Below are 24,362 nucleotides of genomic sequence, written 5' to 3'. Positions count from 1 at the left end.
TAGGAACACCTCATGGGAATCGAAGAGAAGCTCCCCGCGGGCTTCCTGCTGACCACGGTCGAGCAGGTCGCCGGCTACATGCGCAAGAGCTCGGTCTGGCCCGCGACGTTCGGCCTCGCCTGCTGCGCCATCGAGATGATGGCCGTCGGCACCCCCGACTACGACATCGCCCGCTTCGGCATGGAGCGGTTCTCGGCGACGCCACGCCAGGCCGACCTGATGATCGTGGCCGGGCGCGTGAGCCAGAAGATGGCCCCGGTCGTGCGCCAGGTCTACGACCAGATGCCGGAGCCCAAGTGGGTCATCTCGATGGGCGTGTGCGCCAGCTCCGGCGGCATGTTCAACAACTACGCGATCGTCCAGGGCGTCGACCACATCATCCCGGTCGACGTCTACCTGCCGGGCTGCCCGCCGCGGCCGGAGATGCTGCTCAACGCGATCCTGACGCTGCACGAGCAGATCCAGGGCAGCAAGCTCGGCGTCAACCGTGTCGCCGCGGCACGCGCCGCCGAGGAGGCTGCCCTTCGTGCGACGCCGACCCACCAGATGAAGGGCCTGCTCGCCGAGGGCGCCGGCAGCCTGCGCGTGGCCTCCGGTCTGCAGGCGCCGCACGAGCACTCCGTGGCCCACCGCCACGGCGCAGGAGGTGTCGCGTGAGCGACGAGAAGAAGACCGAGGCCGCCCTGCCCGGCCCGAACGCCGAGGTCGAGAAGGACCCCACCGCAGCGGCCGCCGACCACGGCGCCACCACGGGCGACAACCTTCCGGCCGCCCCCGGCACCACCCCGGAGCCGGTCGTCGTCGGTGAGCGCCGCGGCATGTTCGGTGCGATCGACGCCGGTGACACCTCCGGCTACGGCGGCCTGCGTTCCCCGATCCTCTTCCCGGCAGCGGCCCAGCGCCCCTACGGCTCGTGGTTCGACGAGGCGGCCGACGCCCTCGAGCGCGGCCTCGTCGGTGGCGAGGCGTCCTTCGGCGAGGCCGTCGAGCGTGTGGTGGTCGACCGCGGCGAGCTGACGCTGCACGTGCGCCGAGAGCACCTCCCCACGGTGGCTCGCGTGCTGCGTGACGACCCCGCGCTGCGCTTCGAGATCTGCACGGGCGTCAGCGGCGTGCACTACCCGGGGGAGCAGGGCCGCGAGCTGCACGCGGTCTACCACCTCCTGTCGATCACCCACGGCAGCCGCCGGCTGCGCCTCGAGGTCTCCTGCCCCGACGGCGACGCCCACATCCCCTCGATCGTCTCGATCTACCCGGCGGCCGACTGGCACGAGCGGGAGACCTGGGACATGTTCGGGATCGAGTTCGACGGCCACCCGTCGCTGACCCGGATCCTCATGCCCGACGACTGGCCGGGCCACCCGCAGCGCAAGGACTACCCGCTCGGCGGCATCCCCGTCGAGTACAAGGGCGCCACCGTCCCGCCGCCGGACCAGCGGAGGTCTTACAACTGATGTCCACCACCCACGAGACCAGCTCGACGCCCGACGTCTACGCCACCTCGGCCGCCGACACCGCCGACACCGAGGGCGCCCGCGTCTTCAACGCCGCCGGCGGCGACTGGGACCAGCTGACCGACGAGGCCGCCGCCCTCCACGAGGAGCGCATCGTCGTCAACATGGGCCCGCAGCACCCGTCGACGCACGGCGTGCTCCGCCTCATCCTCGAGCTCGACGGCGAGACGGTGACCGAGGCCCGCGCGGGCATCGGCTACCTCCACACCGGCATCGAGAAGAACATGGAGTTCCGCACCTGGACGCAGGGCGTGACGTTCTGCACCCGGATGGACTACGTGGCGCCCCTCTTCAACGAGGCGGTCTTCTGCCTCGCGGTCGAGAAGCTGCTGGGCATCACCGACCAGATCCCCGAGCGGGCCAACGTCATTCGCGTCCTGATGATGGAGCTCAACCGCGTCTCCAGCCACCTCGTCGCCCTCGCGACCGGTGGTATGGAGATGGGTGCCACCACGGTCATGACGGTCGGCTTCCGCGAGCGCGAGCGGGTCCTCTCGATCTTCGAGATGATCAGCGGCCTGCGCATGAACCACGCGTACATCCGCCCCGGCGGGGTCGCCCAGGACCTGCCCCCCGGCGCGATCGACAAGGTGCGCGACGCGGTCCCGGCGATCCGCAGGGGCCTGCGCGAGCTCGAGCTGCTGCTCAACGAGAACCCCATCCTCAAGGGCCGCACCGTCGACGTCGGCTTCCTCGACCTCACCGGCTGCATGGCCCTCGGCATCACCGGCCCGATCCTGCGCTCGACGGGCCTGCCCCACGACCTGCGCAAGTCCGAGCCGTACTGCGGCTACGAGACCTACGACTTCGAGGTCGTCACGCGCGACAGCTGCGACGCCTACGGCCGCCTGCGGATCCGCCTCGACGAGATGTACGAGTCGCTGAAGATCGTCGAGCAGTGCGTCGACCGGCTCCAGTCCAACCCTGGCCCGGTCGTGGTCGCCGACAAGAAGATCGCCTGGCCGGCCCAGCTCGCCATCGGCGGCGACGGCATGGGCAACAGCCTCGACCACATCCGCGAGATCATGGGCACCTCGATGGAGTCCCTCATCCACCACTTCAAGCTGGTCACCGAGGGCTTCCGGGTCCCGCCGGGCCAGGCGTATGCCGCGGTGGAGAGCCCCAAGGGCGAGCTCGGCTGCCACGCCGTGTCCGATGGCGGCACGAGGCCCTTCCGGGTCCACTTCCGCGACCCGTCGTTCAACAACCTGCAGGCCACGGCCGCGATGTGCGAGGGCGGCCAGGTCGCTGACGTCATCGTCGCCGTCGCCTCGATCGACCCCGTCATGGGAGGTGTGGACCGCTGATGGCCACAGAGTTCGGTCACCAGACCGCGTCCGGTCACCTCACGGTGCCGGCCGAGAGCAAGGAGCCGTATGCCGCGGACGTGCTCGCGCAGCTGCACGCTGACGCCGAGCAGGTCGTGGCGCGCTACCCGCAGAAGCGCTCGGCGCTGCTGCCGCTGCTGCACCTCGTGCAGAGCGTCGACGGCTACATCACCGGTCGCGGCATCGACTTCTGCGCGGAGGTCCTCGACCTGACCCGCGCCGAGGTCTCGGGCGTGGCGACCTTCTACACCCAGTACAAGCGCCACCCCAACGGCGAGTACACCGTGGGTGTCTGCACCAACACCCTGTGCGCCGTCATGGGCGGCGACCAGATCTGGGAGGCCGTCTCCGAGCACCTCGGCATCGGGCACGACGAGACGACCCCGGACGGCAAGATCACCCTCGAGCGCATCGAGTGCAACGCGGCGTGCGACTACGCGCCGGTGGTCATGACCAACTGGGAGTTCTTCGACAACCAGACCCCGGAGTCGACCAAGCAGCTCGTCGACGACCTGCGCGAGGGCAAGCCGGTGGCCCCCACCCGCGGCCCGAGCCGCGTGTGCTCCTTCAAGGAGGTCTCCCGGGTCCTCGCCGGCTTCCACGACGGCCTGGCCGACGAGGGCGTCGGCGCCGGTCCGGCATCCGTGCAGGGCCTGAACGTCGCCCGTGAGCACGACTGGCGGGCCCCCGGCGACACCGGCCGGGCCTCCGGTGGGCACCGGGAGGCGACCACTGACGGCTTGGCGGCCGGACGACACACCTCCGAGGACACCCCGGCCAACGAGCCCGACGAGCTGCCGGGCGGCAAGGACGCGGACGGAGAGAAGGCATGAGCACGACCCTCACCCCGATCCTGACGAAGTTCTGGGACCACCCGCAGTCGTGGACCCTGGAGACCTACCGCGCCAACGACGGCTACAAGGCGCTCGAGAAGGCGCTGAAGATGGAGCCGTCCGAGCTGGTGCAGATGACCAAGGACTCGGGCCTGCGCGGTCGTGGCGGTGCGGGCTTCCCGACCGGCATGAAGTGGGGCTTCCTGCCCCCGCCGGACGGCGGCCCCCGCTACCTCGTGGTCAACGCCGACGAGTCCGAGCCGGGCACCTGCAAGGACATCCCGCTGATGATGGCGGCGCCGCAGTTCCTCATCGAGGGCGTGGCCATCACGTCCTACGCGATCGGCTGCAACCACGCCTTCATCTACCTGCGCGGCGAGGTCGTGCACGTCTACCGGCGCCTGCTGCGCGCGGTCGAGGAGGCCTACGCGGCGGGGCTGCTCGGCAAGAACATCATGGGCAGCGGCTTCGACCTCGACGTCACGGTGCACGCGGGTGCGGGCGCCTACATCTGCGGTGAGGAGACCGCGCTCCTCGACAGCCTCGAGGGCCGCCGCGGCCAGCCGCGCCTGAAGCCGCCGTTCCCGGCCGTCGCCGGCCTCTACGCGCGCCCGACCGTGGTCAACAACGTCGAGTCCATCGCGTCGGTGCCGCCGATCCTGCTGCACGGCTCGACGTGGTTCTCCGACATGGGCACCGAGAAGTCGCAGGGCTTCGGCATCTTCTCGCTCTCGGGTCACGTCAAGAACCCCGGCCAGTACGAGGCGCCGCTCGGCATCACCCTGCGCGAGCTGCTCGAGATGGCCGGCGGCATGCGCGACCCGCAGAAGAAGCTGAAGTTCTGGACGCCCGGTGGCTCCTCGACACCGCTGTTCACCGACGCCCACCTCGACGTGCCGCTGGACTTCGAGTCCGTCGGCGCCGCGGGGTCGATGCTCGGTACCCGCGCCCTGCAGATCTTCGACGAGACCACCTGCGTGGTGCGTGCGGTCGACCGCTGGACCGAGTTCTACAAGCACGAGTCCTGTGGCAAGTGCACCCCCTGCCGCGAGGGCACGTGGTGGCTGAAGCAGATCACCGGCCGGCTCGAGAACGGCCAGGGCAGCGAGGAGGACCTCGAGAAGCTGCTCGACATCTGCGACAACATCCTGGGCCGCTCGTTCTGCGCCCTCGGCGACGGCGCCACCTCGCCGATCACCAGCAGCATCCAGTACTTCCGCGAGGAGTACATCGCTCACCTCACAGGCGGTGGGTGCCCGTTCGACCGGGACGCCTCGTCGCTGTTCGCGAAGGACAACGTGCCCGCATGACGACCACGAACCCCACCACCAGCCCCAGCGCGGGCGGCAACGCCGTGAGCACGGGCGGGGACGCGACGATCCCGCCGGCCGTCGAGCTGGTCACCCTCACCATCGACGGGGTCGAGGTGTCGGTCCCCAAGAACACCCTGGTGATCCGGGCCGCCGAGGAGATCGGCGTCCAGATCCCGCGGTTCTGCGACCACCCGCTGCTCGAGCCGGTCGGCGCCTGCCGCCAGTGCTTGGTCGACGTGGCGATGCCCGGCCCGGACGGGTCGCTGCGCCCCATGCCGAAGCCGCAGGCCTCGTGCACCATGACCGTGGCCAACGGCATGGAGGTCAAGACCCAGCTGACCTCGAAGGTCGCCGACAAGGCCCAGCAGGGCGTCATGGAGCTGCTGCTCATCAACCACCCGCTCGACTGCCCGGTCTGCGACAAGGGCGGCGAGTGCCCCCTGCAGAACCAGGCGATGAGCAACGGCCGCCCGGTCTCGCGCTTCGAGGACATCAAGCGCACCTACCCCAAGCCGATCAACATCTCCTCGCAGGTGCTGCTCGACCGCGAGCGCTGCGTGCTGTGCGCCCGCTGCACCCGCTTCTCCGACCAGATCGCCGGTGACCCGTTCATCGCCCTCGTCGAGCGCGGCGCCCTCCAGCAGGTCGGCATCTACGAGGAGAAGCCGTTCGAGTCCTACTTCTCCGGCAACACCGTGCAGATCTGCCCGGTCGGCGCGCTCACCGGCGCGGCCTACCGCTTCCGGTCGCGCCCGTTCGACCTGGTGTCGACCCCGAGCGTCTGCGAGCACTGCGCGTCCGGCTGCGACATGCGCACCGACCACCGCCGCGGCGTCGTGCTGCGCCGGATGGCCTGGAACGACCCGGCCGTCAACGAGGAGTGGAACTGCGACAAGGGCCGCTGGGCGTTCCAGTACGCCACCACCGGTGACCGCCTCACGATGCCGATGGTCCGCGACGAGCAGGGCGACCTGCAGGTGGTCTCCTGGCCCGAGGCCCTCGCCGCGGCCGCTGCGGGGCTGAAGGCCGCTCGCGGCGCGGGTGTGCTGGTCGGCGGTCGCGTGTCCGCCGAGGACGCCTACGCCTACGGGAAGTTCGCGCGCACCGTGCTGTCGACCAACGACGTCGACTTCCGCGCCCGGCCCCACTCCGTCGAGGAGGCCGAGTTCCTCGCCTCGTCCGTCGTGGCCACGGGCCCGGACGGAGGGGCAGTCACCTACGCCGACCTCGAGAAGGCCAGGGCCGTCGTCCTCGTGGGCTTCGAGCCCGAGGAGGAGTCGCCGATCGTCTTCCTGCGGCTGCGCAAGGCGACCCGGAGGAACAAGACCACCGTGTATGCCGTGGCGCCCTTCGCGACGCGTGGGCTCGAGAAGCTGGCCGGTCACCTCATCGCCGCCGCTCCCGGTACCGAGGCCGAGGTGCTGGCAGCCCTGGCCGACGGTGGCGCGGGCCACGACGGTGCGGCCAAGGCCGCCGAGGCCCTCAAGGGCGAGGGTGCCGTGCTGCTCGTCGGCGAGCGGCTGGCGACGGTGCCGGGTGCGCTCTCCGCTGCCGCTTCGCTCGCCGCCTCCACGGGCGCCCGCCTGGCCTGGGTGCCGCGCCGCGCCGGCGAGCGCGGGGCCCTCGAGGCCGGTGCGCTGCCCACGCTGCTGCCCGGTGGCCGGCCGGTCGCCGACGCGGCCGCCCGCCAGCAGGTCGCCGAGGCCTGGGACGTCGTCGGCCTGCCGGACGCCCCCGGCCGCGACACCGCAGGCATCCTCGAGGCCGCGTGCGCCGGTGAGGTCGGGGCCCTCGTGGTCGGTGGCGTCGACGCTGCCGACCTCGCGGACCCGCGCACCGAGGAGGCCCTGGCCAAGACCTTCGTCGTCTCCCTCGAGCTGCGCCCGTCCTCGGTGACCGCGGTCGCCGACGTCGTGCTCCCCGTCGCGGCCCACGCCGAGAAGGGCGGCACCTTCGTCAACTGGGAGGGCCGGGTCCGGCCGTTCGCGGCTGCGCTGGAATCCAACGCGATGTCCGACTACCGCGTGCTCGACATGCTCGCCAGCGAGCTCGGCGAGTTCCTCGGCACCCGCACGCTGGCCGAGGTCCGCGCCGAGATGTCCGCCCTCGGCCCGTGGACGGGCGAGCGCCCGAGCGCGCCGTCCGTCGCGGCTGGTGAGGTGCCGAGCGCCGGCGACGGCGAGCTGGTGCTCGCCACCTGGCACCACCTGCTCGACCAGGGCAGCCTGCAGGACGGCGAGCCGTTCCTGGCCGGCACCGCGGCGAAGACCCGGGCCCGCGTGTCCACCGCCACGGCGGAGGCGTTCGGCCTCGCCGACGGCGACCTGGTGACGGTCTCGACGCCCTCGGGTGCGGTCACCGTGCCACTCGAGGTCGTGCCGGGCATGGTCGACCACGTCGTCTGGCTCCCCACGAACTCCGCCGACAGCCACGTCCGCTCCACGCTGGGAGTGGGCGCCGGCGCCGTCGTCACCGTCAGGAAGGGCGCAGCATGAGCAGCCTGGCCTTCGCCGCCGAGGCCCTCGCCTCTCTACCGGCAGCCGACAATCCGCACGCCGACTTCAGCGACACGCCCTGGTGGCTGTCGCTGGTCAAGGCGCTGCTCGTCTTCGTGTTCCTGCTGGTCAACACGCTGGTCGTGATCTGGTTCGAGCGCCGCGTCATCGGCCGGATGCAGCAGCGTCCCGGCCCGAACCGCACCGGCCCCTTCGGCCTGCTGCAGACCCTCGCCGACGGCGTGAAGCTGGCCCTCAAGGAGGACCTGACGCCGAAGAACGCCGACAAGGTGGTCTTCGCACTGGCCCCCATGATCGCCGGCGCCATGGCGTTCGTGTCGTTCGCGATCATCCCCATGGGGCCGATGGTCAGCATGTTCGGCCACCGCACGCCCCTGCAGCTGACCGACACCCCCGTCGCGGTGCTGCTGGTGCTCGCCGTTGCGGGTGTCGGCGTCTACGGCATCGTTCTGGCCGGCTGGTCCTCCGGCTCGACCTACCCGCTGCTCGGTGGCCTGCGCTCGACCGCCCAGGTCATCTCCTACGAGATCGCCATGGGCCTGGCGCTGGTCGCGATCTTCCTCTACAGCGGCTCGATGTCGACCTCGCAGATCGTCTTCGCGCAGAAGGACCTCTGGTACATCCTCCCGGCGTTCTTCTCGTTCCTCGTCTACGTGGTCACCATGGTCGGCGAGACCAACCGCCTGCCCTTCGACCTCGCCGAAGGTGAGGGCGAGCTGACCGGCGGGTTCCACACCGAGTACTCCTCGCTGAAGTTCGCCATGTTCTTCCTCGGCGAGTACGTCAACATGTTCACCGTCTCGGCCCTCGCCACCACGATGTTCCTGGGCGGCTGGCAGGCGCCTCCCGGCATCGCCGCGATCAACGACGGCATGTTCAACGAGGGCTGGTGGGGCCTGCTCTGGTTCGTCATCAAGCTGTGGGCGTTCATGTTCTTCTTCGTCTGGCTGCGCGGCTCCCTGCCCCGCGTCCGCTACGACCAGTTCATGAAGTTCGGCTGGAAGTTCCTCATCCCCGTCACCCTCGCCTGGGTGGTCGCCGTCGCCTTCATCCGCGGCGCGCAGCTCGGCTACTTCGGCGACAGCACGGTCGCCCTGGCCGGACGCGAGTTCCCCGTCGCGACGCTGGTCATCGTCGGGTTCATCGCCGCGCTGGCGCTGGGCGTCACCTGGGTGTGGGAGGGCAAGCAGGCCGAGAAGCAGGCGGCCGCAGAGGCTGAGGCCCCCGAGGAGATCGACCCGTTCGCGGGTGGCTACCCGGTGCCGCCCATGCCCGGCCAGCGGCTGCGCGAGCCGTCCCTGGCCATCGAGAAGGAGAGCAACCGTGCCTGAGCAGAAGAAGGGCGGCTTCTTCTCCGACCTCTTCGCACCGGTCGGCGGATTCGGCGTCACGTTCGCCACGATGTTCCGCAAGGTCGAGACCGAGGAGTACCCGGAGGAGAAGCGGCCGACCCAGCCGCGCTTCCACGGCCGCCACCAGCTCAACCGCCACCCCGACGGCCTCGAGAAGTGCGTGGGCTGCGAGCTGTGCGCGTGGGCCTGCCCGGCCGACGCCATCTTCGTCGAGGGTGCGGACAACACCGAGGACGCCCGTTTCTCCCCGGGGGAGCGCTACGGCCGCGTCTACCAGATCAACTACCTGCGCTGCATCTTCTGCGGCCTGTGCATCGAGGCCTGCCCGACGCGGGCCCTGACGATGACCAACTTCTACGAGCTGGCAGACAACAACCGCGGTGACCTCATCTTCACCAAGGAGCAGCTGCTCGCCCCGCTGCAGGAGGGCATGCTCCCGCCGCCGCACCCGATGGTCGACGGCATGGAGGAGCGCGACTACTACCAGGGCAAGGTCGCCAAGGCCACGCCCGAGCAGCAGCGCTGGGTCGAGCAGCACGAGGCGACGCCGGAGGAGGGCCTGGCGCCCACCGGCGACCCGGTCGAGGGCGTCGACACGCTCGAGCACGGCCGTCAGGCAACCCGCGACACCACTGAGGGGGTCCGCCGATGACGGGCACGGGCGAGCAGGTTCTCTTCTGGGTCCTCGGACCCATTTCTGTGCTGGCGGCACTCGGGCTGCTCTTCGCCAAGAAGGCCGTGCACGCCGCGATCGGCATGGCCCTGGTGATGATCAACCTCGGCGTCTTCTACATCGCCAACGAGGCCGACTTCCTCGGCATCATCCAGATCTTCGTCTACACCGGCGCGGTCATGATGCTGTTCCTGTTCGTGCTCATGCTGGTCGGCGTCGACTCCTCCGACTCCCTGGTCGAGACCCTCAAGGGCCAGAAGTGGGCGTCCCTGCTGCTGGCCTTCGGTCTCGGCGCGCTGGTCTTCCTCGCGATCGGCAAGGTCACCTTCGGTCCCATGAAGGGGCTGTCCTCGGTCAACGACCAGACGGGCAACGTCTCGGGCGTCGCCAACCTGATCTTCGGCCGGTACGTGTGGGTCTTCGAGGTCACCAGCGCGCTGCTGATCACGGCTGCCCTCGGCGCCATGGTGCTCGCCCACCGCGAGAGGATCGGCGACCGGCCGAGCCAGCGCGCCTGGTCACAGCGCCGGATCCGCGACAACCGCAACGTCGCCGGCCTGCCCGCCCCTGGGGTCTACGCCCGCCACAACGCGGTCGACACCCCCGCGCTGCTACCCGACGGGACCCCGAGCCAGCTGTCGGTCTCCCGGGTGCTCAACGCCCGCGAGCAGGTGGTCACGCCCACCCGCCACGTGGAGTCCGAGCACGACATCGAGCACGAGATCGAGGAGGGCCGGGACCGATGAACCTGGTCAACTACATCTACCTGGCGTCGCTGCTCTTCGCCATCGGCGGTGCCGCCGTGCTCATGCGCCGCAACGCCATCGTGGTCTTCATGGGCGTGGAGCTGATGCTCAACGCCGTCAACCTGATGTTCGTCACGTTCGCCCGCATGCAGGGCAACCTCGACGGCCAGGTGATCGCCCTGTTCGTGATGGTCGTGGCTGCCGCCGAGGTGGTCGTCGGCCTCGCGATCATCATCGCGATCTTCCGTGCCCGCCGGTCGGCCTCGGTCGACGACGCCAACCTGCTGAAGCTGTAGAAGGGGCCACCAGGTGACACATTTGTCAACCCTCGCCGCTGCCGAAGGGACCGCCACCGCGGCCTCCGGCATCACGGCATCCGCGTGGCTGCTGGTCGCGCTGCCGCTGCTCGGTGCCGCGGTCCTGCTGATCGGCGGCCGGGCCACCGACAAGTGGGGCCCGGTCTTCGCGACCGCCATGTCGTGGGCCAGCTTCGTCGTGGGCTTCCTGGTCTGGATCGCCATGATCGGGCGGCCCGAGGCGGAGCGCGCCATGCAGATGACGCTCTTCGAGTGGGTGCCGGCGGGCTCGTTCCAGCTCGACGCCGGGATGCTGGTGGACCAGCTGTCCGTCTCGTTCGTCCTGCTGGTGACCTTCGTGGGCTCGCTGATCCACGTGTACTCGCTCGGCTACATGGAGCACGACCCGGACAAGCGCCGGTTCTTCGCCTACCTCAACCTCTTCGTCGCGGCGATGCTGCTGCTGGTGCTCGCGGACTCCTACCTGCTGCTCTACGTGGGCTGGGAGGGTGTCGGCCTGGCGTCCTACCTGCTCATCGGGTTCTGGAACCACAACCCGGCCTACGCCACAGCCGCCAACAAGGCGTTCGTGGTCAACCGCGTCGGTGACTTCGGCCTGTCGGTCGCGATCATGATCATGTTCGTCACCTTCGGCACGGTCACCTTCGCCGGGGTCTCCGAGGCGGCGGGGAACGCGAGTGAGGCGACGCTTACCGCGATCGGCCTGATGCTCCTGCTCGGCGCGACCGGCAAGTCGGCGCAGTTCCCGCTGCAGAGCTGGCTGGGCGACGCGATGGCGGGCCCGACGCCGGTCTCCGCGCTCATCCACGCGGCAACCATGGTGACCGCCGGCGTCTACCTCGTCGTGCGCAGCGGCTTCATCTTCAACAACGCCCCCGACGCCCAGCTGGTCGTCGTCATCGTGGGTGCGATCACGCTGCTCTTCGGTGCGATCGTCGGCTGCGCCAAGGACGACATCAAGAAGGCGCTGGCCGCCTCGACCATGTCGCAGATCGGCTACATGATGCTGGCCGCGGGGCTGGGCCCGGTGGGCGCGGCGTTCGCGATCTTCCACCTGATCACGCACGGCTTCTTCAAGGCCGGCATGTTCCTCGGGGCCGGCTCGGTCATGCACGGCATGAACGACCAGGTCGACATGCGCCGCTTCGGCGGCCTGTCCGGGGCCATGAAGATCACGTGGGCCACGTTCGCGCTCGGCTGGCTGGCCATCCTCGGTGTCCCGCCGTTCTCCGGCTTCTGGTCCAAGGACAAGGTCATCGAGGCCGCCTTCATCGGCGAGGGCTGGCGCCCCTGGGTCTTCGGCGGTGCCGCGCTCCTCGGCGCCGGCATCACGGCCTTCTACATGTCACGCCTGTTCTTCATGACCTTCCACGGCAAGAAGCGCTGGACCGACGACGTCCACCCGCACGAGTCGCCCCTGCTCATGACCGTGCCGATGATGGTGCTGGCCGTCGGCTCCGGCCTGCTCGGCCTCGTCCTCGGCCCCACCAACGTCTTCACCCACTGGCTCGAGCCGGTGGTGGGGGAGCACGGCGAGGAGCACCCGGTGCTCGCGGTGCCGGTCATCATGGGCCTGACGCTGTTGCTCGTCGCGGGCGGCATCCTCCTGGCCTGGATGCGCTACTGGCGTGACGAGGTCCCGGTGGTCGCCCCGGCCGGCTCGCTGGCCACGCAGGCCGCGCGCCGCGACCTCTACCAGGACGACGTCAACGAGGGCGTGTTCATGCGCCCCGGCATCCACCTGACCCGCTCGCTCGTGTTCGCGGACAACCGCGGTGTCGACGGGGCGGTCGGCGGCCTGGCCGCGCTCGTGGGCGGCACCTCGAGCCGCCTGCGGCGGATCCAGAACGGTTTTGCCCGGTCCTACGCCCTGACGATGCTCGCCGGTGTCGTCGCCCTCTTCGCTGCTGTGTGGGTGATCCAGTGATGACCAACTTCCCCTGGCTGACGACGATCGCGCTGCTGCCGCTCGTCGGCGCCGCCATCGTCTTCGCCCTGCCGGCCGGGGTGGCCGACCGGGCCAGGCACATCGCCCTCGGGGTGTCCGGGCTGACGCTCGTGCTCACCGTGGCGGCGGCGCTGCAGTTCGACACCGGCTCGGGCGAGCAGTTCCAGCTCACCGAGCAGCACGAGTGGATACCGCAGTTCGGCGTCTCCTACGCGATGGGAGTCGACGGCATCGCGCTGGTCATGATCCTCATGGCTGCGATCCTCGCCCCGGTCTGCATCCTCGCCGCCTGGGACGACGTGCCCGAGGGGGGCAAGCGCGAGAAGAACTACTTCGCGCTGATGCTGGTGCTCGAGACGTTCATGATCGGCGTCTTCGCGGCCACCGACGTCTTCCTCTTCTACGTCTTCTTCGAGGCGATGCTCATCCCGGTCTACTTCCTGATCGGCTCCTACGGCGGCGCCCGTCGCCAGTACGCCGCGGTGAAGTTCCTGCTCTACTCGCTCGCCGGCGGCCTCGTGATGCTGGTCGGCGTCATCGCGCTGTACCAGTACGGCCCCGGCGGCGCCGACGGCTTCCTCGTCTCGAAGCTGACCGGCCTCGACATCCCGGTCACGGCCGAGCGCCTGATGTTCGTCGCGTTCTTCTTCGCCTTCGCGGTGAAGGCGCCGATGTGGCCGGTGCACACCTGGCTGCCGGACGCTGCCACCGAGGCCCGCCCGGCCACCGCCGTGCTCCTCGTCGGCGTGCTCGACAAGGTCGGCACCTTCGGCATGATCCGCTTCTGCCTCCAGCTGTTCCCCGAGGCCAGCAAGTGGGCGACCCCGGTGGTCATCGTCCTGGCGGTCATCTCGGTGCTGTACGGCGCACTGCTGGCGATCGGCCAGACCGACGTCATGCGCCTGATCGCCTACACCTCGGTGAGCCACTTCGGCTTCATCGTGCTGGGCATCTTCGCCCTCACCACGGTCGGCGGCGCCGGCTCCACGCTGTACATGCTTAACCACGGCTTCGGCACTGCAGCGCTGTTCCTCATCGCCGCCATGCTCATCTCCCGCCGCGGCAGCAAGCGAATCCCCGACTACGGCGGCTGGCAGCGGGTCACCCCCGGCCTGGCGGGCGCGTTCCTCGTGGCGGGCCTGTCCGGCCTGGCGCTGCCCGGCCTCGCCGCGTTCGTCTCCGAGTTCCTCGTCCTCGTGGGCACCTACCAGCGCTACCAGGCCGCCGCCGTCATCGCCACGGCGGGCATCATCCTCGCCGCGCTGTACATCCTGCTGATGTACAAGCGGATGATGACCGGGCCCAAGCCCGAGCTGGTCGAGCCCGTGCACGACTGGAACCTGCGCGAGAAGCTCGTGATCGCGCCGCTCATCGCCGCCTTCCTCGTCCTGGGCTTCTACCCCAAGCCAGCCCTCGACCTGCTCAACCCGGCCGTGGAGAAGACGCTGTCCTACGTGGGCGTCTCGGACCCTGCGCCGACCAACGCCGCTGACGGGAGTTCGAAGTGATGACCGCCCTGACCACCAGCCTGTCGACCCAGTTCGAGGTCGCCCAGGTCGACTACGCGGCCATCGCCCCGATGCTCGTCGTCTTCGGCGGCGCCCTGGTCGGCGTGCTCGTCGAGGCGTTCGCCCCGCGGCGGCTGCGCTACGCCATGCAGGTTGGGGTCGCGCTCGTGGCCCTGGTGGCGGCCCTCGTCGTGCTCGTCATGATCTCGGTCGACGCCCAGGGCATCACCCTCGAGCGTGCCGTGGTCATCGACGGCCCCGCCCTCTTCCTCCAGGGCGCCATCCTGCTGATGTCGGTGCTCGGCGTGCTCACCATGGCCGAGCGCTTCGGTGGGGAGGGCCCCGACGCGTTCACGCCGATGGGCGCGGCGGTCCCGGGCTCGCCCCACGAGGCTTCCGCCATGCGAGCGGGCCTGATGAGCAGCGAGGTCTTCCCGCTCACCCTCTTCGCGGTCGGCGGCATGATGCTCTTCCCGGCGGCCGGCGACCTGCTGACGATGTTCGTCGCCCTCGAGGTGCTGTCGTTGCCCCTCTACCTGCTCTCGGGCCTGGCGCGCCGGCGCCGGCTGCTGTCGCAGGAGGCGTCGCTGAAGTACTTCCTGCTCGGCGCCTTCTCCTCGGCGTTCTTCCTCTTCGGCGCGGCCCTGCTCTACGGCTACAGCGGCTCGGTCTACCTCGCCGACATCGCCGCGGCCATCACGGCCGCGTCCGGCCCGCTCGACGGCCTGCTCATCCCGGGTGTGGTCTTCCTGCTCGTCGGCCTGCTCTTCAAGGTCGGCGCGGTGCCCTTCCACTCGTGGACCCCCGACGTCTACCAGGGTGCCCCCACCCCGGTCACCGGCTTCATGGCCGCGTGCACCAAGGTGGCCGCCTTCGGCGCCATCCTGCGCCTGGTCTACGTGGGCCTCGAGGCCAACCGCTGGGACTGGCGGGCCGGCGTCATCGCCGTCGCCGCCCTGACGATGATCGTCGGCGCGGTGCTCTCGGTCACCCAGACCGACGTCAAGCGGCTGCTGGCCTACTCCTCGATCGCCCACGCGGGCTTCATCCTCGTGGCCGTGCTGGCCTTCGACCGGCTCGGCGTCGCGGGCACGATGTTCTACCTCGTGGCCTACGGCTTCATGACGATCGCCGCCTTCGCCGTCGTCTCGATGGTCCGCCAGGGCGGCTCCGAGGCCTCGCACCTGTCGCAGTGGGCGGGGCTCGGCCGCAACCACCCGGTCGTGGCCGCCGTCTTCGCCTTCCTGCTGCTGGCCTTTGCCGGGATCCCGCTGACGTCCGGCTTCACCGCCAAGTACGCGGCGTTCGCTCCGGCGGTCGCCACCGGCGGTCGTGCAGGAGTGGCACTGGTGGCCATCGGCGTCCTCTGCAGCGTCATCACGGCGTTCGTCTACGTCCGGCTGATCGTGCTCATGTACTTCACCGAGCCCGCGGGCGGCGAGGTCGTGGCAGAGATGCCGTCGCCGATGACGACCGTGGCGCTGACCGTGGGGACGCTCGTCACCCTCGTCCTCGGTGTCTTCCCCTCGCAGGTGCTGGCGCTGGCCGAGAGCTCGTCCCAGTTCCTGCGATGACGGTGTCCTGATGAGCGCGACGCCCCCGGTGCTGGCACTGCCCTCGGTCTCCTCCGGGTTGACCGAGCGGCTCCAGCGGGGCCTGTCCGAGGTCGACGCGCTGCTGCGCCGCGAGGTCGACCACGACGACCCCTTCATCGCCGAGGCGAACGTCCACCTGGCAGAGGCCGGCGGCAAGCGGTTCCGCCCGCTGCTCACGCTGCTCGCCTCGGAGCTGGGCGAGGGTGTCAACGAGCAGGTGGTGGCTGCCGCCACGGGCGTCGAGCTGACGCACCTGGCCTCGCTCTACCACGACGACGTCATGGACGAGGCGGACGTGCGGCGCGGCGCCCCGAGCGCCAACGCGAAGTACGACAACTCCACGGCCATCCTCGTCGGCGACCTGCTGTTCGGCACTGCCTCCTCGATCATCGCCGACCTCGGGCCGGTCGCCGTCAAGATCCAGGCGGAGACCTTCGTGCGCCTGTGCTCCGGGCAGATCCGCGATGACCGGCCGTGCCCGCCCGGCACCGACCCGGTCGACTACTACCTCGGTGTGCTGGCCGACAAGACGGGGGTGCTGATCGCCACCGCGGCCCGCTACGGCGCGATGTTCGGCGGCTGCGACCCCGTCGTCGTGGAGACCCTGCGCGAGTACGGCGAGCGGCTCGGCATGGCCTTCCAGCTCGCCGACGACCTCATCGACATCGCCTCGGAGAGTGAGGAGACCGGCAAGACGCCGGGCACCGACCTGCGCGAGGGCAAGGCCACGCTGCCGGTGCTTCTCGCCCGTGCCTCGAGCGACCCCGCCGACGCCCGCCTCAAGGAGCTGCTCGGCTCCGACCTGCGAGACGACGCCCTCCTGGCCGAGGCGCTGGGCCTGCTGCGCGCCCACCCGGCCATGGAGGAGGCGCGCACGCGCACGTATGCCGTGGCGCGGCAGGCGCAGGACGCGCTGGCGCCGCTTCCCGAGGGTGAGGCCAAGGACGCGCTGCTGGCGCTGGCGACCGGTGTCGTCGACCGCGTGGGGTGACCACGCGGCATACCGTCTGAGCGCACGAAGAAGGGGCGGCCACCGCGCGGTGGCCGCCCCTTCGTGCGTCTGTCCTCAGGCCGGGTGCACCTGGATGACGCTCGGCCGCGGCTGGCCGTCGCCCTTGTAGGGGAACTGGCTGCGCGGGTTGTCCGGGGAGGCGCCGTCGACCTCGCCGGGGTGCTGCACGGCGGCGAGCACCGTCCTGTCGTCCCACGTGATGAGCGGGCCGCAGCACTCGGCCCAGGCAGGGACCGAGAGGAACTGCTGCAGGTGGCCCTTGTGCGTGCCCGTGAGCGGCATGAGGTACATGCCGTCGCAGTGGCCGAGGGCGTTGCCGTCGGTGGCGATCCAGAGGTTCCCCTCACGGTCGAAGGCGACGTTGTCGGGGCACGAGATCGGCGAGACCTCGAAACGGTCGTAGCCGTTGAAGTAGGTCGCCGGGTCGGCCGGGTCGCCGGCGATGAGCACGATCTTCCACGTGAAGCCGGTGGTCGTGTCGTCGCCGCGGTCGGGGGTGATCTCGATGACGTGGCCGTGCTTGTTGTTGGCGCGCGGGTTGGCCTCGTCGATCTGCGAGGGCACACGCCGCGTGTTGTTGGTGCACGCCACGTAGGTGCGGCCGTTGACCGGGTTGGTCTCGACGTCCTCGGGGCGGTCCATCTTCGTGGGGCCGACCTTGTCGGCGGCGAGGCGGGTCCAGATGAGCACCTCGGCGACGGTCATGCCGGGCACCTGGCTCTCGTTGTCGACGACGAGCGGCAACCACGTGCCGGTGCCGTCGGCCACGCCGTCCTCGAAGCCGTCCCCGGTGAACTTCGCGACGTAGAGGTCACCGGAGGAGAGCAGCGTGAGGTTGTTCGCCCGGGCCTGCGCCGAGTCGCCGGGCCGGTAGCGGCCGTGCGAGACGAACTTGTAGAGGTAGTCGAAGCGCTCGTCGTCACCGGTGTAGGCGACCACCCGCCCGTCGGGGGCGATGGTCACGTTGGCGCCCTCGTGCTTGAGGCGGCCGAGCGCCGTGTGCTTGACCGGGGTGCTGGTCGGGTCGGACGGGTCGAGCTCGACGACGTAGCCGAAGCGGTTGACCTCGTTGGGCTCGGCCCCGGTGTCGAAGCGGTCGTCGACCCGCTCCCAGCCGCGGCCCGACCCCGTGATGCCGTAGCGGCGGTAGGCGGCGTCCTGGTCCGCGGGGGTCGAGGAGGCCTTGAAGTACCCCTGGAAGTTCTCCTCGCCGGAGAGCACCGTGCCCCACGGGGTCGTGCCGCCCGCGCAGTTGCCGATGGTGCCGAGCACCCGGCGGCCGCTGGGGTCCGCGCTGGTCCGCAGCAGCGGGTGCCCGGCAGCCGGACCGTCGACGTCGAAGGCGGTGGTGGCGGTGACGCGGCGGTTGAGCGGGGCGCCCTTGACGTGCTCCCACGGGCGCGACGCCCCCTTGCGACGCAGCTCCACGACCGACATGCCGTGCGCGGCCATGGTGATCCGGATCTGCTCGGGGGTGAGGGACCCGCTGCCGGTGTAGCCGCGGAACATGAGCTCGTCGTTGGTGTACTCGTTGTTGGCGACGAGCACCGCGGTGTTCTGGTCCTTGGTGCGGATCAGGCCGATGTAGTCGTTGTTGTAGCCGAACTGGCCTTCCTGGGCGGCCGCGCTCTGCCGGTCGAAGTCGAAGTCCGGCGCGTCGGCGAGGATCGGGTCGCCCCACGAGATGATCGTCGACCACGTGAAGCCGTCCGGGACGACGACCTCGTCCAGCCCCTCCGGCTGCGGCGCGATGGGCGTGAAGCCGAACGGGGACCTGGTGGTCGAGCCGCTCACGGTGGGGGCCGCGGCAGGGGCGGCCGCGGCTGCCCGGGTGCCGGTCGCCGCGGTGAGACCGACGACGGCGGCGACCAGGCCGCCGCCCTTGAGGACACTGCGGCGGGACCCGCCCGCGGCGACGACGTCGCCGAAGTAGGTGTTGTCACTGGGGTTCGGCACCGGCTTGCTGCAGGCGTCGTCACAGCGGAAGTGGCAGGTCATCGCCGAGCGGCCGCCGGGGTGGGCGGCCCGGCCGGTCGGGATCAGGGGGAGCACGGTGCGCTGCGGCGCCGGTGCGGTCATGGTTCCTCCATCGGTCAAAGGACGGTGGTGTCCGCGCGTCAACCTAGGGACCGGCTCGTGCCGCCGGGCGGCTCGCAGGTGAACAACCGGTGATCAGAGGTTCAAGACACGCCCCGGCGCCGGTATGCCGCTCAGTAGAGTCGGCCCCGTGACCGGCAGCTGGGAGCGCGCGACGGCCGGCAGGGCTGCGCCGCTGGCCCTGGTCGACCTCGAGGCCTTCGACGCCAACGCTGCCGACCTGGTGCGCCGGGCGGCGGGAAAGCCGGTGCGGGTGGCCTCGAAGTCGGTGCGCTGCCGCGCGCTGCTGCGCAGGGCCCTCGACCGGCCCGGGTTCCGTGGCGTCATGGCCTACTCCGTGAGAGAGGCGCTCTGGTTGGCGGCCGACGGGTTCACCGACCTGTTCGTGGCCTACCCGAGCGCGGACCGCGAGGCGCTCGAGTCCCTCGCCGCCAACGGCCACGCGGCTGCGCAGGTCACCGTGACCGTCGACAGCGTCGAGCACGTGGCCTTCCTCGCGGCGCTGCAGCGGCCGCACCCGCTGCGGGTCGCCGTCGATGTCGACGCCTCCCTGCGGGTCGGTTCGCTCCACCTGGGAGTGCGGCGCTCGCCCCTGCGGTCGGCGGGACAGGTGGTGGCGGTCGCCCGGGCGGCGCAGGCAGCCGGGCTGGACGTGGTGGGCCTGATGTTCTACGACGCCCAGGTGGCGGGGCTGCCCGACTCCTCGCCAGCCGTTCGCCTGGTGAAGGCCCGCTCCACGCGGGACCTGCTGGGCCGCCGCGCCGAGGTGGTCGCCGCCGTGCGGGACGTGGCGACGCTGGAGTTCGTCAACGGCGGTGGCACGGGCAGCCTCCACGTCGCGTCGCGGGACCCGTCCCTGACCGAGCTGGCCGCCGGCTCAGGGCTCTTCGGCCCCACGCTGTTCGACGGCTACCGGTCGTTCCGGCCCCGCCCCGCTGCGGCCTTCGCGCTGCCCGTGGTGCGCCGTCCCGCGCCGGGGGTCGTCACGGTGTTCGGCGGCGGCTACACCGCGTCGGGCCCGCCCGGCTGGTCCCGCAGCCCCTCGGTGCTGGCGCCGCGCGGCCTGCGGCTGCTGCGTTCCGAGGGGGCTGGCGAGGTGCAGACACCGCTGCGCGGGCCTGCGGCCGACGGGCTCGGCATCGGCGACCGCGTGTGGTTCCGCCACGCCAAGGCCGGTGAGCTGTGCGAACGGTTCGACGAGCTGCACCTGGTGCGGGGGGACGAGCTCGTCGACCGGGTGCCGACCTACCGCGGAGAGGCGGCGAACTTCGGATGAGAGGGCCTGCCGGATGAGGCCGGGCACCGGCTCGAGCCGCTCGGGCACCCAGTGGCGCAACTGGGCGGGCAACCAGTCGGCCTGGCCCGCCGAGGTCGCCCAGGCCAAGGATGTCGGCGACGTCGCGACGGTCGTCGCCTCCGCCGCAGCCCGCGGGCTCAGGGTGCGGCCGGTGGGTGCGGGTCACTCGTTCACGCCCGCTGCGGTCACCGACGGCGTGATGCTGCGCCTCGACCACCTCGCGGGGGTCACCGGGGTCGAGCGTGCCACCGGGCGGGTGCGCGTGCTCGCCGGCACCCGCCTGCGCCACCTCAACCCTGCGCTCGAGGCTGCCGGGCTGGCCCTGCCCAACCTCGGCGACATCGACCGGCAGAGCCTGTCCGGTGCGATCGCGACGGGGACCCACGGCACCGGTGCGCGGCTGCACGGCATCGCCTCTGCCGTCAGGGGGCTGACGATGGTGCTGGCCGACGGCTCGGTGCTGGAGTGCTCCGCGCACCAGCACCCCGACGTCTTCGAGGCCGCCCGGGTGGGACTCGGCGCACTCGGGGTGGTCACCGAGGTCGAGCTGCAGTGCGTGCCCTCCTTCCGCCTGCATGCGGTGGAGCGGCCGGAGCCGTTGCTGCCGCTGCTCGAGCGGGTGCAGGAGGAGGCAGAGGGCAACGACCACTTCGAGCTCTACTGGTTCCCGCACACCGGCCGGACCCTCACGAAGCGCAACAACCGCGTGGGGAGCGAGCCCGACCCGGGGCCGCTGGCGCCGTGGCGTGCGTGGGTCGACGACGAGCTGCTCGCCAACGGTGTCTTCGAGCTCGCCAACCGGGCGAGTGCCCGCTGGCCCTCGGTGGTGCCGCGCCTCAACCAGCTGACGGCCCGCGCCCTGGCGGCCCGCGAGTTCACCGACGACTCCTGGCGGGTCTTCTGCTCCAACCGTGCCGTGCGGTTCGTCGAGAGCGAGTACGCGGTGCCGCGGGCGGTCGTCGCCGACGTGCTGCTCGAGCTGCGGGACTGGGTGGACCGCCATGACGAGGCGCTGCCCTTTCCCGTGGAGGTCCGCTTCCTGGCAGCCGACGACGTGTGGCTGTCCACGGCATACGAGCGGGACACCGCGTATGTCGCCGTGCACCAGTACCGGCGGATGGACCACCGCCGGTACTTCGCGGCGTTCGAGGCGATCGTCGCCGAGCACTCGGGCCGACCGCACTGGGGCAAGCTGCACACGCTGGACGCGGCGCGCCTGCGGCCGCTCTACCCGCGGTTCGACGACTTCCTGCGCGTGCGGGAGGAGCTGGACCCCGGTGGGCTGTTCCGCAACAGCTACCTCGACCAGGTGCTCGGCACGCGGTGACCGTCGGCGGCACGCCGGGCACCTGGACGCCGGCTGGTGCAGGGCGTCACAGCGGGGCGAGGCGCGCCTTGAGCAGGCAGAACTCGTTGCCTTCGGGGTCGGCCAGCACGTGCCACTGCTCCTGCCCTGTCTGGCCGATGTCCGCCGGACGGGCACCGAGCTCCAGGAGGCGTTCGAGCTCGGCGTCCTGGTCGCGGTCGGTGGCGTTGACATCGATGTGCAGCCGGGACTTCCCCTTCTCGGGCTCATCCCTGCGGCTGAGGATGATCGTCGGCTGCGGACCGCCGAACCCCTCGCGCGGCCCGATCTCGATGCAACCCTCCTCGCGATCGAGCACGACGAAGTCCAGGACCTCGCACCAGAACCGCGCCAGCGCTTCGGGGTCGCGGCAACCGAGCACGAGCTCACTGATCCGACAAGCCATCGATGAGACCTACTTCCGGGTTGGAAGGTCTGGGAGGTCACCCGGAACCGCAGCGCTCCCCGAACAACCTCGCGACCGTACCCCAAGCGAGGCCGGCGCGGGCGAGCCCAATTCCGGGCCAGCCTGTACACAGGCGGTTCCGGTCGGTCGCGCCATCCACAGAACGTGGTCGTTGGGTTGCACGCAGGAGATGGGTATGCCGTCGGATCGCATTGCGCTACAACGGCTTTCGTCCTCACTGAGTTCGTTGCGCTGTCGGTGGTCGCCTCTAGTGTTGTCGTCATGGAGGGGAACGCCGGCCTGTGTCTCGCGCAGTGTCGCGAGTTGCTCGCGGCTGCCGCCGAGGTGGTCCGTGCCATGGGGGAGGTGCTGTGGCAGGCGCCCTCTGGTGGTGGGCCGGAGGGGCTGGCCGGGTTGTTGGGCGAGGTGGACGCGCTGGGCATGGCGTGCGACGCGGGGCGGGTGGCCGTGGTGCGAGAGGCGATGGAGCGTGGGGAGACCTCCGGTGGGCCGGCGGCGATGTCGGTGACCCAGTGGGTGCGGACTCACGCCCCCTCGACGAGGGCGGGTGGGGCCGGGAGCGTGGTCGCGGTGGCGCAGGCGTTCCAGAAGCAGGTCAGTCCGAGTTCGAGGAGCTGCGGCCGCTGCTGGCCGAGGGCGCAGAGCCGCATGTGCTGGAGGGGCTGGTCGGCCTGGCCGCCGAACAGGGCCCGCGGGCCTGCCGGCAGCTGCGCCCGGCGATGCTGGCCGCTACGGGCTGGACGATGTCCTGCAGGACCAGCAGAACCTGGGCAAGGCGTTCGTCGCGCTGTCCCAGCCGCGGGACACCGGGGCCGACACCTTCGAGTACCGGCTGACCCTCGACGTCGAGGGCAAGGCGGTCCTGGAGGCGGCATTGGGGCCGTTGTCGGCGCCGAAGCCGGTCGACGGGGAACGCGACCTGCGCTCCAGCGACCGCAGACGGGGCGACGCCCTGGTGACGTTGGTGCGGCGGGCGGTCGCGGCCGGCGACGAGGTGGGCAGGACCAACAAGCCCACCCTGCTGCTGACCATGGACTGGGAGTCCCTGCGCGACGGGCTCGGGGCGGCGACCACCCTGGGCGGGCTCGACGCCGGCACCCACCTGGGCCCCGAGACCGTGCGCCGGTTGTGCTGCGACGGGTCGGTCATCCCGATCGTGCTCGGCCGCAAGGGTGAGGTCGTGGACTGGGGCCTGGAGAAGCGGTACTTCAGCGACGCCCAGACGAAGAGGCTCTGGCTCCGCGACGGCGGCTGCACCTACCCCGGTTGCGATGCGCCGCCGCAGTGGACCGACGCCCACCACCTTGTCCACTGGGCAGACCTCGGCCCCTCGAACCTCGACAACGGGGCACTCCTTTGCGAGCGGCACCACACGGTCGTGCACGCCCGCCGCTACGCCGGCCGCGTCGTCAAGGACGAGCACGGGGAGCGGGTCGAGTGGGACCTCACCCGTGGCTCCTACGACGAGCTCCTCGCGAGGCGCGCCGCCCAGGAACCAGCGTGACCCCGCCCCCCACCCCGCCGACACCGGCGGGGTCGCCGGCATGTCCAGCGGCGACCCCCGGTCCTTCGGTGACTGGACCTACGGCGCCGGCTCGTCGACCACCATGGACGGGTAGCGGCGGCGACCGGGCCGGTTCGCCAGCATGTCGACGCTGAGGACCAGGAGCGCCACCCAGACGATGCCGAAGCCGATCCAGCGGGCCGTCGACATGTGCTCGTCGAGGAGCAGCACGCCGCAGAGGAGCTGCAGCACCGGGGTGATGAACTGCAGCAGGCCGACCGTCGTGAGGGGGATCCGGCGTGCCGCAGCGGCGAAGAGGAGCAGCGGCACGGCCGTCACGACTCCGGCGAGGAGCAACAGCGCGGGGTGCAGGGGTGCGTCCTGGGTGAACGTGGTGCCACCACTCGCGCCCAGCACCACGAGCACGACGACGGCCACTGGGAAGAGCACCGCCGTCTCGGCGGCGAGCGAGTGCATCGCGTCGAGGCTGGCGCCGACCTTCTTCTTGACCAGGCCGTAGGCGGCGAAGGAGAAGGCAAGGCTCAGCGCGATGAGCGGGAACTGCCCGCCCACGACGCTCAGGTAGACCCCGGCGACGGCCCCGATGGCGACCGCGGCCCACTGCAGCGGGCGCAGCCGCTCGCGCAGCACGAGCACGCCGAGGGCGACCGTCACGATGGGGTTGAGGAAGTAGCCCAGGGCGGCCTCGGTGGTGCGACCCGTGAGCACAGCGAAGACGTAGATGACCCAGTTCGTGGCGATGAGCAGGGCTGCGAGGGTGACCCCTACGGCCAGGCGGGGTCGCGCCACCAGCTGCCGTGACCAGGCGAGGTCACGGCGCACGAGCAGGATGAGGGCGCAGAAGACCAGGGTCCAGACGATGCGGTGGGCGAGGATCTCCCACGCGCCGGCCGGCTTGAGGGCATGGAAGTACAGCGGGAAGACGCCCCAGATGGCATACGCGAGGAAGCCGTAGGTCGTGCCGCGCCGGAGCTCGCCCTGGGCGTCCGGGCTCACCGGCGACCCCGGCTCACCGG

General features: G+C 70.9%; 20 protein-coding genes. 17 read left to right on the top strand and 3 right to left on the bottom strand.

Annotated features, from left to right (window positions below; all coding sequences use genetic code 11):
* The first annotated feature begins 12 nt into the window (after positions 1-12).
* Genes P2F65_RS05895 through P2F65_RS05830 form a run of 14 tightly spaced genes read left to right on the top strand, consistent with a single transcriptional unit; the run spans position 13 to position 16,634 of the window.
* The gene (locus tag P2F65_RS05895; protein WP_275805091.1) at positions 13-657 is read left to right on the top strand and encodes an NADH-quinone oxidoreductase subunit B; all 645 of its coding nucleotides are present in this window, start codon (positions 13-15) and stop codon (positions 655-657) included.
* Complete coding sequence (locus P2F65_RS05890; protein WP_275805089.1) at positions 654-1,454, top strand: NADH-quinone oxidoreductase subunit C; 801 nt, start codon at positions 654-656, stop codon at positions 1,452-1,454. Before P2F65_RS05895 ends, P2F65_RS05890 begins: the two co-directional genes overlap by 4 nt.
* Entirely contained in the window at positions 1,454-2,821 is a 1,368-nt protein-coding gene (locus P2F65_RS05885; RefSeq protein WP_275805087.1) for an NADH-quinone oxidoreductase subunit D, read from the top strand. Before P2F65_RS05890 ends, P2F65_RS05885 begins: the two co-directional genes overlap by 1 nt.
* Entirely contained in the window at positions 2,821-3,675 is an 855-nt protein-coding gene (gene nuoE / locus P2F65_RS05880) for an NADH-quinone oxidoreductase subunit NuoE (RefSeq protein WP_275805085.1), read from the top strand. The genes P2F65_RS05885 and nuoE overlap by 1 nt, the downstream gene beginning before the upstream one ends.
* On the top strand, positions 3,672-4,985 hold the full coding sequence (nuoF, locus tag P2F65_RS05875; RefSeq protein WP_275805083.1) for an NADH-quinone oxidoreductase subunit NuoF: 1,314 nt from the start codon (positions 3,672-3,674) through the stop codon (positions 4,983-4,985). Before nuoE ends, nuoF begins: the two co-directional genes overlap by 4 nt.
* Positions 4,982-7,483, top strand: coding sequence for an NADH-quinone oxidoreductase subunit G (locus tag P2F65_RS05870; RefSeq protein ID WP_275805081.1), 2,502 nt, complete (start codon positions 4,982-4,984; stop codon positions 7,481-7,483). Before nuoF ends, P2F65_RS05870 begins: the two co-directional genes overlap by 4 nt.
* Entirely contained in the window at positions 7,480-8,835 is a 1,356-nt protein-coding gene (nuoH, locus tag P2F65_RS05865; protein WP_275805080.1) for an NADH-quinone oxidoreductase subunit NuoH, read from the top strand. Before P2F65_RS05870 ends, nuoH begins: the two co-directional genes overlap by 4 nt.
* Positions 8,828-9,508 carry an NADH-quinone oxidoreductase subunit NuoI gene (gene nuoI / locus P2F65_RS05860; RefSeq protein WP_275805078.1) on the top strand — a complete coding sequence of 227 codons (681 nt, stop codon included), beginning with the start codon at positions 8,828-8,830 and terminating at the stop codon, positions 9,506-9,508. Before nuoH ends, nuoI begins: the two co-directional genes overlap by 8 nt.
* Positions 9,505-10,275: an NADH-quinone oxidoreductase subunit J gene (locus tag P2F65_RS05855; protein ID WP_275805076.1), complete on the top strand. Its 771-nt coding sequence runs from the start codon at positions 9,505-9,507 to the stop codon at positions 10,273-10,275. The genes nuoI and P2F65_RS05855 overlap by 4 nt, the downstream gene beginning before the upstream one ends.
* Positions 10,272-10,571 (top strand): NADH-quinone oxidoreductase subunit NuoK, encoded by a 300-nt coding sequence (nuoK, locus tag P2F65_RS05850; protein ID WP_275805074.1) that lies wholly within the window; start codon positions 10,272-10,274, stop codon positions 10,569-10,571. Before P2F65_RS05855 ends, nuoK begins: the two co-directional genes overlap by 4 nt.
* 22 nt (positions 10,572-10,593) lie before the next feature.
* Positions 10,594-12,519, top strand: coding sequence for an NADH-quinone oxidoreductase subunit L (gene nuoL, locus P2F65_RS05845; protein ID WP_275807294.1), 1,926 nt, complete (start codon positions 10,594-10,596; stop codon positions 12,517-12,519).
* Complete coding sequence (locus P2F65_RS05840) at positions 12,519-14,048, top strand: NADH-quinone oxidoreductase subunit M (protein WP_275805072.1); 1,530 nt, start codon at positions 12,519-12,521, stop codon at positions 14,046-14,048. The genes nuoL and P2F65_RS05840 overlap by 1 nt, the downstream gene beginning before the upstream one ends.
* Positions 14,048-15,622: an NADH-quinone oxidoreductase subunit NuoN gene (nuoN, locus tag P2F65_RS05835; protein WP_275805070.1), complete on the top strand. Its 1,575-nt coding sequence runs from the start codon at positions 14,048-14,050 to the stop codon at positions 15,620-15,622. The genes P2F65_RS05840 and nuoN overlap by 1 nt, the downstream gene beginning before the upstream one ends.
* A gap of 10 nt (positions 15,623-15,632) precedes the next feature.
* The gene (locus P2F65_RS05830; RefSeq protein WP_275805068.1) at positions 15,633-16,634 is read left to right on the top strand and encodes a polyprenyl synthetase family protein; all 1,002 of its coding nucleotides are present in this window, start codon (positions 15,633-15,635) and stop codon (positions 16,632-16,634) included.
* Between the two features lie 75 nt (positions 16,635-16,709).
* Here P2F65_RS05830 and P2F65_RS05825 read toward each other — a convergent pair whose 3' ends face one another.
* A complete protein-coding gene (locus P2F65_RS05825; protein WP_275805067.1) occupies positions 16,710-18,734 on the bottom strand; it encodes a PhoX family phosphatase in 2,025 nt (674 codons plus the stop codon).
* Positions 18,735-18,882: 148 nt separating this feature from the next.
* On the opposite strand from P2F65_RS05825, the gene P2F65_RS05820 reads away from it, so the two are divergent.
* Complete coding sequence (locus P2F65_RS05820) at positions 18,883-20,028, top strand: amino acid deaminase/aldolase (RefSeq protein ID WP_275805065.1); 1,146 nt, start codon at positions 18,883-18,885, stop codon at positions 20,026-20,028.
* Between the two features lie 13 nt (positions 20,029-20,041).
* Positions 20,042-21,376, top strand: coding sequence for a D-arabinono-1,4-lactone oxidase (locus P2F65_RS05815; RefSeq protein WP_275805063.1), 1,335 nt, complete (start codon positions 20,042-20,044; stop codon positions 21,374-21,376).
* A gap of 46 nt (positions 21,377-21,422) precedes the next feature.
* On the opposite strand, the gene P2F65_RS05810 is transcribed toward P2F65_RS05815, so the two are convergent.
* Positions 21,423-21,800, bottom strand: a complete 378-nt coding sequence (locus P2F65_RS05810) for a VOC family protein (protein WP_275805061.1) — start codon at positions 21,798-21,800, stop codon at positions 21,423-21,425.
* 568 nt (positions 21,801-22,368) lie between these two features.
* Between P2F65_RS05810 and P2F65_RS05805 the strand changes: the two genes are divergently transcribed.
* Positions 22,369-23,325: an HNH endonuclease signature motif containing protein gene (locus tag P2F65_RS05805; protein WP_275805059.1), complete on the top strand. Its 957-nt coding sequence runs from the start codon at positions 22,369-22,371 to the stop codon at positions 23,323-23,325.
* A gap of 78 nt (positions 23,326-23,403) precedes the next feature.
* On the opposite strand, the gene rarD is transcribed toward P2F65_RS05805, so the two are convergent.
* Complete coding sequence (rarD, locus tag P2F65_RS05800) at positions 23,404-24,342, bottom strand: EamA family transporter RarD (protein WP_275805058.1); 939 nt, start codon at positions 24,340-24,342, stop codon at positions 23,404-23,406.
* Positions 24,343-24,362 lie beyond the last annotated feature (20 nt).

The organism is Knoellia sp. p5-6-4, assembly GCF_029222705.1.
Classification (GTDB): domain Bacteria; phylum Actinomycetota; class Actinomycetes; order Actinomycetales; family Dermatophilaceae; genus Pedococcus_A.
The sequence above is the reverse complement of the archived record's forward strand: the minus strand, read 5'-3'. Positions and strand labels throughout refer to the sequence as shown.

Excerpts from the sequence above, each read along its gene's own strand:
- P2F65_RS05895 (WP_275805091.1), top strand. The coding sequence starts at position 13 with ATGGGAATCGAAGAGAAGCTCCCCGCGGGCTTCCTGCTGACCACGGTC.
- P2F65_RS05885 (WP_275805087.1), top strand. The coding sequence starts at position 1,454 with ATGTCCACCACCCACGAGACCAGCTCGACGCCCGACGTCTACGCCACC.
- nuoE (WP_275805085.1), top strand. The coding sequence starts at position 2,821 with ATGGCCACAGAGTTCGGTCACCAGACCGCGTCCGGTCACCTCACGGTG.
- nuoF (WP_275805083.1), top strand. The coding sequence starts at position 3,672 with ATGAGCACGACCCTCACCCCGATCCTGACGAAGTTCTGGGACCACCCG.
- P2F65_RS05870 (WP_275805081.1), top strand. The coding sequence starts at position 4,982 with ATGACGACCACGAACCCCACCACCAGCCCCAGCGCGGGCGGCAACGCC.
- nuoH (WP_275805080.1), top strand. The coding sequence starts at position 7,480 with ATGAGCAGCCTGGCCTTCGCCGCCGAGGCCCTCGCCTCTCTACCGGCA.
- P2F65_RS05855 (WP_275805076.1), top strand. The coding sequence starts at position 9,505 with ATGACGGGCACGGGCGAGCAGGTTCTCTTCTGGGTCCTCGGACCCATT.
- nuoK (WP_275805074.1), top strand. The coding sequence starts at position 10,272 with ATGAACCTGGTCAACTACATCTACCTGGCGTCGCTGCTCTTCGCCATC.
- P2F65_RS05840 (WP_275805072.1), top strand. The coding sequence starts at position 12,519 with ATGACCAACTTCCCCTGGCTGACGACGATCGCGCTGCTGCCGCTCGTC.
- nuoN (WP_275805070.1), top strand. The coding sequence starts at position 14,048 with ATGACCGCCCTGACCACCAGCCTGTCGACCCAGTTCGAGGTCGCCCAG.
- P2F65_RS05830 (WP_275805068.1), top strand. The coding sequence starts at position 15,633 with ATGAGCGCGACGCCCCCGGTGCTGGCACTGCCCTCGGTCTCCTCCGGG.
- P2F65_RS05825 (WP_275805067.1), bottom strand. The coding sequence starts at position 18,734 with ATGACCGCACCGGCGCCGCAGCGCACCGTGCTCCCCCTGATCCCGACC.
- P2F65_RS05815 (WP_275805063.1), top strand. The coding sequence starts at position 20,042 with ATGAGGCCGGGCACCGGCTCGAGCCGCTCGGGCACCCAGTGGCGCAAC.
- P2F65_RS05810 (WP_275805061.1), bottom strand. The coding sequence starts at position 21,800 with ATGGCTTGTCGGATCAGTGAGCTCGTGCTCGGTTGCCGCGACCCCGAA.